Raw genomic sequence first — 9,196 nt, 5'->3', positions numbered from 1 at the left:
CAGATTACTATCATCTAAATCGACAAATGAGTTCAGCGGTTGCTCGCAATGAGGGCGAGTGCAGTAAATATCCATACAGTGGTTTCTAGGTGTGGGAAATTGGTGACTCGCGGCTCGCAGTTGGCAACTCTACTCAGTTTTTGACGATCTCCGCTCAGATTGAGAACGATCGGTAAAGTACTGTCTAAATTACTTGGGTGGCTCGGTAGTAATTAATGCGTGTAGTAAAAATATCCTAACGAATTAACGTGAGATTGACTTAACTCACTCAAGTCAGGATCGGCAGTGACGTGCACCACGCATCTTGACGTTATCTCCCCAGCCGATGAGCCACCAACCAGCGAAATCGCCCTAAATCTCTACTCAGCCGGACGCTCGTTGGCTCAGTTGATCGGAACGAGAATCGATCTCGAGCTTGCTAACTCACCGCCGAACTACCCCGATCGAAATTATATGTAATCTACTGGCTCGATGTAACGCACGATTGGCTGAAGAACTATGTCGATCCTAGCTGAAATCTTTTGCTTGAGTCATGCCAAATCCGAGGCAGCCCTCACCCCGCCAGATCCTGCGGCTCTGGCTCCCCTCTCCCAAGCTTGGGAGCGGTGCGCGCTCGTCGGGTTTCCCGACGGTTTAGCGCAACAAGACAGAGGGGTTGGGGGTGAAGGCAAGATTGGTAGAGTCCCCCAGTCCCCCAGTCCCCCATCTCCCCAAAAATTAATACTTAATACGCGGATCGATCCAAGCGTTCATCAGATCGATGAGAATACTGGCAATAACAACGATCGCGGCGAAGAAGACCATGATGCCTTGCACCGTGGGATAATCGCGATTGGAGATGGCTTCGTATAATTGGCTTGCCAATCCCGGCCAAGAAAAGGTAACTTCAGTTAGGACGGCACCACCGAGCAAGGAAGCTGTCGTCAAGCCTAAGACGGTAATCACGGGAATCATCGCATTTTTGAGCGCGTGGGAGATCAAAATCCGCTGTTCGGGAATGCCTCTGGCTCTAGCAGCCTCAATGTATTCGGCTTTAAGACTTTGGGTAAGATTCACCCGCACGATCCGCTCGAAGATGCCGCTGAGCAGGACACCGAGCGTCAGACAGGGGAGTGCTAGGTGATGGAGCGAGACAAAAAAGCTGCCTAAGTCAAAGTGCAATAAACTATCGATCGTGTATAGTCCGGTAATTTTTGCAGGTGGCGTCAGATTGGCGGGAAATCTACCCCCCAGCGGCAAGATTCGCAACTGAACGGCGAATACTAATTGCAATAGCATCCCCACCCAAAAAATCGGTAACGAATAACTCACAATCCCAAATAATCTCCCGACAACTGCTGCTACTGTATTGGGACGCGAAGCCGAAATTGTCCCGATCGTCACACCGACAATAAAAGCAACTAACATACTCCCGATCGCCAGTTCTAAAGTAGCGGGAAAGTTTTCTTGAATTACCGTCACAACTGCCTTGCCCGAACTAGTAATCGACGTCCCAAAATCTCCCTGGAGAATCTGCCATAAGTACCGAGAGTACTGAAATAAAATTGGTTTATCCAATCCTAATTGTTTCCGTAAAGCTGCCTTAACATCATCCGATGCTCGATTACCTAAAAAGGCATCCGCCGGATCGCCTGGTGTGGCTTTGAGGAGGAAAAAGATAATCGTCACGATCGTCCATAACATCAAGGGAGCTAGGAGCAATCGGGCAGCCAGGTAGTATTGGAGGGTTTTCGATCGAGACATAGGGGAGATGGGAGATGGGAGTTGGGAGTTGGGAGATGGGAGTTGGGAGTTGGGAGTTGGGAGATAAAAAACAGACTTTTTTTATTTATTGACTGGTAGCTGTGAAGATTATTACAAGGAAAAATATTAAGGTGTAGATTTAGATAAGCTTATGCGCTCTAATCTCCCATCTCCCATCTCCCATCTCCTCACTTCTTCATTTCTGAATACAACAAATTCTGAAGCGGATCGATCTTAATGCCAGTCATGCCTTTTTTGACAAAGACAAAATCTTTAGTTTGCCAGAGCGGAATTAAGGGGACATCCTGGACGATTTGATTTTGGATGTCGGTATAGATTTGTTGGCGTTTGGTGGGATCTGATTCTTTGCCTTGGGCGGCAATGAGTTGATTCATCCGATCGCTATAATAAAATGAGCCTTGGGACTGACTGCCGCCTTTTTTGCAGCCAGTGGCGGGTGTACCTTTGGGGCATTCGAGAAAGGGTTGGATGAAGTTATCGGGATCGAGAAAATCGGGGTACCAATCTTGGAGGGTAGCAGGGTAGATATTTTGGCTGGCGTATTTGAAAAAAGATGAGGACTCGATCGTGTTGGGTTCGAGTTCGAGCATCCCACCCAGTTTTTGCTTCGCATAGGCGCGGAGAAAGCCCGCAGTCAGGCGGCGCGGCGTGGAACCGGAAGGATACCAAATTTGGATTTTGGCTGGCTTCTGGGGCGAAAATCCGGCTTGGGTCAGCAGTTGTTTGGCTTTGGCAATATTGCCGTCGCCATAAGCGTTTTTAAAAACTGGCTGCGAGACGCTAAAGGTACTCGGAACAATGCTATATAAGGGCTTGCCCTGCCCGTACAAGATGCGTTCGTTGATGGTGGGTCGATCGACTAGTGCTGCGAGTGCTTGACGCACCAGGGGGTTATCGAGGGGCTGCTGGAGGACGTTGAGGATCAAGTAGCTAGTCACGCTGCCATCGATCGAGATCGACTGCCATTTCCCGGCTTTGGCACCCTCTTCGAGACTCTTGACTTGATCGGGTTCGAGCGATTGGAAGGCAACATCCACCATGCCAGTCCGGAAGGAGTTGTACAGGTTGGCAGGGTTGTTATTGAAGATCTGGACATTGACCTCGCGATTGAGTGGTTTGGCACCCCAATAACGATCGAATGCCACTAATCTTACCCGATCGGTACTATACTCTTTGAGTTCGTATGGCCCAGTCCCGACAAAGGTATTGGCTTCAAACTTATCTTTGCCAATCTTGTAAGCTTTCGGTGAGAGCGCACAAGTACCCGGAAAAGCCAACATCGAGGCAAAAGCCGCAAAGGGCTTTTTGAGCTTAATCGTCAATTCGTAAGTACCAGTTGCCGTAACTGACTCCACCCGCTCGGCTAACAAAAAGGCTGGCTTTCCTTCATTTTGGATAAACCGTTGGAGTGAAAATGCCATCGCTGCGGCATTAAAAGCAGTGCCATCGTGGAACAATACCCCCTGACGAAGCGGAATCTTGTAAGTCAAACCATCCGCGCTCACGGTGGGTAACGCTGTCGCCAACTGGGGCTTAATCTCGGTGCTGCCAGGATCGTAAGTATATAACCTATCGCTCAAGTTCCGAATCAACGCGATCGATCTCAATTCATAAGCATCGGCTGGGTCGAGAGTACGCGGTTTTTGGGTCGTACCGACGGTAATGCGTCCCGGCTCGTTACTTGCAGTAGTCTCAGGGTTGCTACTTTGCGAGCAACTTGTTGTCAATAGCACTCCCAAGATGAGGAGGCGGCGACCGAGCTTGGCGGGGTTTAAGCTAATAGACCATCTAGGCATAGATGTAGGCGATCGTGACCAGAATAAGGGCTGCATCTAGATTGGAGTCAAGCGAACCTGACGATCTAAAATTTTTGCAGGTAGGTTACTTAATATATAACGATTTGGCAACTTTTTTTTGCGCGGCGATCTGCTCGTCGCTCGATCTCAATCTGATTGGCGCTCAAATAAATCAAAAGGCTCGCCTACATTATCTAGTAAGCGAGCCTTTGGAGCGCGATCGAATCCCACAGTGGCAATTAATATTTAAGAAGTAGGGTGGGCAGTGCCCACCAGTCGTCCCAGTAGGGTGGGCACTGCCCACCAGCTAGGTTTCAGGCGTAATTTATTTTATAAATAATTGCACACACCTACTCAAGTGCCAGATAATCGCAAGGAGATGAGCTTAACGAGTGACGCGTTTGAAGTTAGTAACTTCGGTCGCATTGATTTGAGTAGTGTCATTGAAGCGACCTTGAACGTCAGCCCCTTGACGGTTGGTGACAGCAGTACCAGTGTTACCGGAGCTACGACGACCGCTTTGGTAATTGTCAACTGAAGTAACGTTGACTTGAGCCGTACCGTTACCAACACCAGTGACGATCGCGTCCTGAGAACTATTAACTACAGTCGCCGTATCATCAGCATGAGCGGGCAAAGATAAACCGATGGTAACGAAGCTTAAACCGACAATGAGGATAGATTTGAAGTTCATGATTTTGTTCCTATGAGTAGAAAAGTTCAGTAATGTGGATGTCGCAGGGAGTAGATTTGCGGTTATCGATTGAAGTGCTAGATAACCGCAGGGCGATGATTAACGACTGTTGCGACGGTTGATAACTTCTGTCGCATTGATTTGAGTAGTGTCGTTGTAGCTACCTTGAACGTCAGCCCCTTGGCGGTTGGTAACAGCAGTACCAGTGTTGCCGGAAGTGCGACGACCGCGCGAGCTGTTCTCAACTGAAGTAGTGTTGACTTGAGTCGTCCGGTTGCCAGTACCAGTAACGATCGCATCTTGTGAGCTATTGATGACAGTCGCAGTATCATCAGCATGAGCGGGGAGAGATAAACCGATAGTGGCGAAGCTTAAACCAACAACGAGAATAGATTTGAAGTTCATGATTTTGTTCCTATGAGTGACTAATTAGTGATTTACTTATGCTCAAAACTACAAATCTTAAATGTTAATTTCGTAAGAGTTCGAGATTTAATTTCAACTTTAATCTAATTCTTACGGTGTTAACTGGGTGTGTGTTTTGTGTCTTTTGCGTTCGTATCTATAACTACAAATCTAGATATTCACTTTCCGTAAATCTTGACAGATAAAATCAAATTTATTTAGTAAAGCTGCTGAAACCCAGACTGGTAAGAGGTAAGAGGTAATGGGTAATGGATAATGGGAGATAGATTATAAATTAGTGGGCGTTTAGATCTATTTATAGCAATCCTATTGATTTGCAAAAAGACAGTAGGGTAACGCACCAAAGATATAGCAACCGCCAAGGCTATTAGGGCTGACTTAGCAAAAACCGATCGCCAAAAAATCAACGTGCTGACTCAGATTGCTGAGGGCAACACGTTGATTTAAATAGATGAAATAGAGCGATTAGCGATCGATAAAAGTGCAGATCCGATCGTTGTAACTATTAACGAGTGCCGCGCTTGAAGTTAGTAACTTCGGTCGCATTGATTTGAGTAGTGTCATTGAAGCGACCTTGAACGTCAGCACCTTGACGGTTGGTAACAGCAGTACCAGTGTTACCGGAGCTACGACGACCACTTTGGTAGTTGTCAACTGAAGTAACGTTGACTTGAGCCGTACCGTTACCAACACCAGTGACGATCGCGTCCTGTGAGCTATTGACTACAGTCGCAGTATCATCAGCATGAGCGGGCAAAGATAAACCGATGGTAACGAAGCTTAAACCGACAACGAGGATAGATTTGAAGTTCATGATTTTGTTCCTATGAGTAGAAAAGTTCAGTAATGTGGATGTCGCAGGGAGTAGATTTGCGGTTATCGATTGAAGTGCTAGATAACCGCAGGGATGGGCTTAACGACTGTTACGACGGTTGGTAACTTGAGCGCCATTGATTTGAGTAGTATCGTTGAAGCTACCTTGCACGTCTGCCCCTTGACGGTTGGTAACAGCAGTGCCAGTGTTGCCGGAAGTGCGACGACCGCGCGAGCTGTTCTCAACTGAAGTAACGTTGACTTGAGTCGTCTGGTTATCAGTACCAGTGACGATCGCATCCTGGGAGCTATTGATGACAGTCGCAGTATCATCAGCGTGAGCGGGGAGAGATAAACCGATGGTAACGAAGCTTAAACCAACAACGAGAATAGATTTGAAGTTCATGATGGATTTCCTATAAGTGATGAATAGTGATTTACTAACACTACAGACTACAAATCTTGGTTGGTTAATTCCGTAAAGGTTCGAGATTTAATCTAAACTCTAATCTGTGTTTCTACGGTGTTAACTGGGTGTGTAGTTTGTGTCTCGTGCGTTCGTACCGATAACTACAGATCGGTAAATCCACTTTCCCGAAATCTTGCCAAATAATATCTCGATCGATTACTTCTCACCGCAATGACTAACGCTCGATCTGTCTCTCACAGATAATTACAGCGATCGAATCGGAATTAAAAACATATAGCGCTCGCGCCAATCGCTCAGCACAAATACGGATCTGGCTCTCGCTCGATCCCAGCAATTAGCACTATCCACTATCCACTATTCACTATCCACTATCCTAAGATGTAGCATCATTCAGTGGTGGACGACAGTGATAGAGCTGGTATTGATACCCGTAGACTCCCCGCGTAAACTGTTTGGATCGCACGCAAGTAGGTGGTAAATTACTGGGCGCATTAAAATTAATCAGCCACAGATCGATCGATCGAGACTGTCGAGCAATTATTTCGCCCAACAGCTTAGTAGCAGCACAATCGCGCTCGCAAAATTTCTGAGCTTGACGAGCCAAAAGAAACTGCGTCTTCGCCGCTAGCTGCTGCCATTCTGGGTGCTGCATTTCCCAAGCTAGTCCCATCATCTCGCCAACTTGAATCAAACTATTATGTGTCGTCGCAATTAAGACGGGAATCGGTGCCGATTGCCCAATTATCGGGACGATCTGTTCGGGGCGATAATATTTGTGGTAGCCGTAATTGCTAGCGACGATCGCACTACTGATGACTCCCATCAGGATAACGATCGTCACGGCTTGTTTGCCCGATACCCATTTGGCAAGCGACGGTTTACTGCGCCAACAACTCGCCAATCCCAAGCCGAGGAGCATCATCAGGCTGGGGAAATAGACAAAGTGATACCGCGCCCCCCGTGTAATATCGATGCCAGTCAGCCAGGGTAGCGTCAAATATAACCCCAGGGCGCTGGCTGTAAACCACAAGATCGCGATCGTCTCAACTTGGAATTGTGGTTGTCGCCACTGACTTCGCACGCCGCGATCGAGTAGTGGCGTTACCCACACAAAAAAGATCAGCATCAAAATTGCCGACAAAATCACGATCGGGATATTCAGATCGATCGGACTATCTGAGAGCGTCGTAATCGGTGGTAACTCTGTCACTTCTACTAATAGTAGTGACAGCATCGAGATCGCCGCCCCGAGAATTTGAAAAAAGGGATTGAAGACTTCGATGAGTTTATGCGGTGGATTGTCGATCCAGCCCGGAACCGTCCGATCGACATTAGCCACAAACAACCACAGCCAGAAAGCCGCGCCAGCAGTGGTAGTTGAGATGGCTACTGCCAATCGCCGCCACGTCGGTGGTACTCGCCTGCGTGCGAGTGCCGCATTAGGCAGTTGCGCCTGATGAGCCTGCCACCGCCAGACAATCCCCAGAGTAATTGCTTGGGCGATGAGGGCAATCCCAAATAAGTAATGCGTTCCCATCCCCAAAATATTCGCACTCACCCAAACGGCGATCGGCCAGAGTGGTAAATTTTGGCGGCTTACCAGATGCCGACAGGCGATCGCCAGACAATTAATCGAGACGATCGTCCACAAGCTCGCTAAACTATAGTGGCGCGCTTCTTGGGCGATAAATACCCCATACGGCGAGACAGCCAGCATCGCCGCCGTAAAATTGGCGATCGATCTAGCTGTCGGCGCATCTTCTGGGCGCGTTCCAAATGTCAGATAACTCCAAATATACCCGCAGGGAATCGTCAGAGTGCCGATTAGCGCGGGTAAAGCCCTAGCACCCCACAGGCTGACTAAGCCACCATGAGGGGGAAATAACTGCATCCACAAAGCTGCTAAGCCAAAGTAAATCGGCGGCTGCCGATCTTCGATCGAGACGCGCTCGATAATTTTACTTAGTACTACTTGGGGATGGGGAATTAGGGGCGCTAGTAATGTCTGAATATCGATGACTCGATTGAGTGGCACCGACTTGAAACTATTACCCACCGTCAATACTAGCGTCCGAAACTCATCCGCCCACGGTGGCTTGCCCTCTAAATTCGCAAATCTTAAACCAGCACCCAGAAGCGTCCAGATTAATAGCCACAACCATTGTTGCCACTGTCTGTCTGCGCTCCGATTGGGTGACATATTACACTAATTTATCGATTAAGCCCGTAATCGACTTGTGAATCTTTTGTTTGCGCTGCCAATTTCCGAAGGCGCGATCGTAGGCTTGTCCTTGACGCTGATAGAATAATTTCCAGGCATCTAACCCGACGCCCATTCCCCAAAAGATCAGCACGTATAAAGACCACGGTACGCCAAATCCCGTCAAAAAGTTCAGCGCGACTAGACAAGTATTCGTAATCGCATATTTACCAAATTTAGCTTCTAGTTTCGATCGACGGTAGTTATCGAATTCTTGGAGCTTGACGCTATTACCTTGCTGAGTCAACCATTTGGTTTCAGCGAGTTTGAGCGTACCCGGTTCGATCCGCAATTCTTCAGCGATTTCTAATAGCTGAGCGTAGGACAATTCCGTATCTGCATCGGGATGTTGCGCCAGAGCGATATTGAGAATCTGCTGGACATCTTCTTGAGTGTACGATCGAGTTAAGGCTTGTTCTGAAGAATTCATATCAAATCTGGGGCGGAGCTGTTCTCCTGCGACATCAAAACTAGAGAAAGGGGATGTATCTAGACAAGAGTCTATATTTATTATGACATCGAACAACTAGTGCTGTCGGCAGCGATCGCTACCCTAATTACCGTACTTAGCCGCCGTCTAACCCACGAGTTGCCACCAGCCAAAAGTTGGCCCAATCAGCCGCACTGTCAGCCACCCCAGCACCAGCAACCCAATCCCAATCCACGCAAATTGGGTGCTCACGCGGACAAATTCTGACGATTGCGAGATCGTCAGCGGCAACCATGAGACAATCCGTTTTGATTCTACTTGTCCACTTTGTTGCCGCCGTTTTGCGTCACCCATAAATATCCCTCGCTTAACCCTACATTCACTGAATCTAGAGACGATCTGCTATGGGTGTCAAGGTCGTGCAACTTATTTTAATCAAATCTGGTATGCAGATGGGAGGTGGGAGATGGGAGATGGGAGGTGAGAGGTGGGAGATAGATAGTAGGGTGGGCACTGCCCACCAACTATGTTTCAGGCACAATATATCTTATAAATAATTGCGCCTACCTACTTAACAAAGCTA

Annotated in this window: 10 protein-coding genes; all 10 read right to left on the bottom strand. The window is 47.9% G+C overall.

Annotated features, from left to right (window positions below):
- On the bottom strand, positions 1–75 hold a 75-nt coding region (locus tag RMO52_RS24600), incomplete at its 3' end, for a 4-Cys prefix domain-containing protein (RefSeq protein WP_396134856.1).
- A 642-nt stretch (positions 76–717) separates the two neighbouring features.
- Positions 718–1,743, bottom strand: a complete 1,026-nt coding sequence (locus tag RMO52_RS01805; protein ID WP_310410378.1) for an ABC transporter permease — start codon at positions 1,741–1,743, stop codon at positions 718–720.
- 188 nt (positions 1,744–1,931) lie between these two features.
- Positions 1,932–3,560, bottom strand: coding sequence for an ABC transporter substrate-binding protein (locus RMO52_RS01800; RefSeq protein WP_310410376.1), 1,629 nt, complete (start codon positions 3,558–3,560; stop codon positions 1,932–1,934).
- Between the two features lie 385 nt (positions 3,561–3,945).
- Positions 3,946–4,254 (bottom strand): hypothetical protein, encoded by a 309-nt coding sequence (locus tag RMO52_RS01795; RefSeq protein ID WP_310410374.1) that lies wholly within the window; start codon positions 4,252–4,254, stop codon positions 3,946–3,948.
- Between the two features lie 99 nt (positions 4,255–4,353).
- Positions 4,354–4,659 carry a hypothetical protein gene (locus RMO52_RS01790; RefSeq protein WP_309745377.1) on the bottom strand — a complete coding sequence of 102 codons (306 nt, stop codon included), beginning with the start codon at positions 4,657–4,659 and terminating at the stop codon, positions 4,354–4,356.
- Between the two features lie 526 nt (positions 4,660–5,185).
- The gene (locus tag RMO52_RS01785; RefSeq protein WP_310410372.1) at positions 5,186–5,494 is read right to left on the bottom strand and encodes a hypothetical protein; all 309 of its coding nucleotides are present in this window, start codon (positions 5,492–5,494) and stop codon (positions 5,186–5,188) included.
- Positions 5,495–5,593: 99 nt separating this feature from the next.
- Complete coding sequence (locus tag RMO52_RS01780; RefSeq protein ID WP_310410370.1) at positions 5,594–5,899, bottom strand: hypothetical protein; 306 nt, start codon at positions 5,897–5,899, stop codon at positions 5,594–5,596.
- A 397-nt stretch (positions 5,900–6,296) separates the two neighbouring features.
- Positions 6,297–8,123, bottom strand: a complete 1,827-nt coding sequence (locus RMO52_RS01775; protein ID WP_310410368.1) for a hypothetical protein — start codon at positions 8,121–8,123, stop codon at positions 6,297–6,299.
- Between the two features lies 1 nt (position 8,124).
- Entirely contained in the window at positions 8,125–8,613 is a 489-nt protein-coding gene (locus RMO52_RS01770) for a 2TM domain-containing protein (protein WP_309745386.1), read from the bottom strand.
- Between the two features lie 147 nt (positions 8,614–8,760).
- A complete protein-coding gene (locus RMO52_RS01765; protein ID WP_310410366.1) occupies positions 8,761–8,967 on the bottom strand; it encodes a DUF2839 domain-containing protein in 207 nt (68 codons plus the stop codon).
- Positions 8,968–9,196 lie beyond the last annotated feature (229 nt).

The sequence above is a fragment of the Chamaesiphon sp. OTE_8_metabat_110 genome (assembly GCF_031382685.1).
Taxonomy (GTDB): Bacteria; Cyanobacteriota; Cyanobacteriia; order Cyanobacteriales; family Chamaesiphonaceae; genus Chamaesiphon.
This window is presented reverse-complemented; position numbering and strand designations above follow the sequence as displayed.

Excerpts from the sequence above, each read along its gene's own strand:
- RMO52_RS01805 (WP_310410378.1), bottom strand. The coding sequence starts at position 1,743 with ATGTCTCGATCGAAAACCCTCCAATACTACCTGGCTGCCCGATTGCTC.
- RMO52_RS01800 (WP_310410376.1), bottom strand. The coding sequence starts at position 3,560 with ATGCCTAGATGGTCTATTAGCTTAAACCCCGCCAAGCTCGGTCGCCGC.
- RMO52_RS01795 (WP_310410374.1), bottom strand. The coding sequence starts at position 4,254 with ATGAACTTCAAATCTATCCTCATTGTCGGTTTAAGCTTCGTTACCATC.
- RMO52_RS01790 (WP_309745377.1), bottom strand. The coding sequence starts at position 4,659 with ATGAACTTCAAATCTATTCTCGTTGTTGGTTTAAGCTTCGCCACTATC.
- RMO52_RS01785 (WP_310410372.1), bottom strand. The coding sequence starts at position 5,494 with ATGAACTTCAAATCTATCCTCGTTGTCGGTTTAAGCTTCGTTACCATC.
- RMO52_RS01780 (WP_310410370.1), bottom strand. The coding sequence starts at position 5,899 with ATGAACTTCAAATCTATTCTCGTTGTTGGTTTAAGCTTCGTTACCATC.
- RMO52_RS01775 (WP_310410368.1), bottom strand. The coding sequence starts at position 8,123 with ATGTCACCCAATCGGAGCGCAGACAGACAGTGGCAACAATGGTTGTGG.
- RMO52_RS01770 (WP_309745386.1), bottom strand. The coding sequence starts at position 8,613 with ATGAATTCTTCAGAACAAGCCTTAACTCGATCGTACACTCAAGAAGAT.
- RMO52_RS01765 (WP_310410366.1), bottom strand. The coding sequence starts at position 8,967 with ATGGGTGACGCAAAACGGCGGCAACAAAGTGGACAAGTAGAATCAAAA.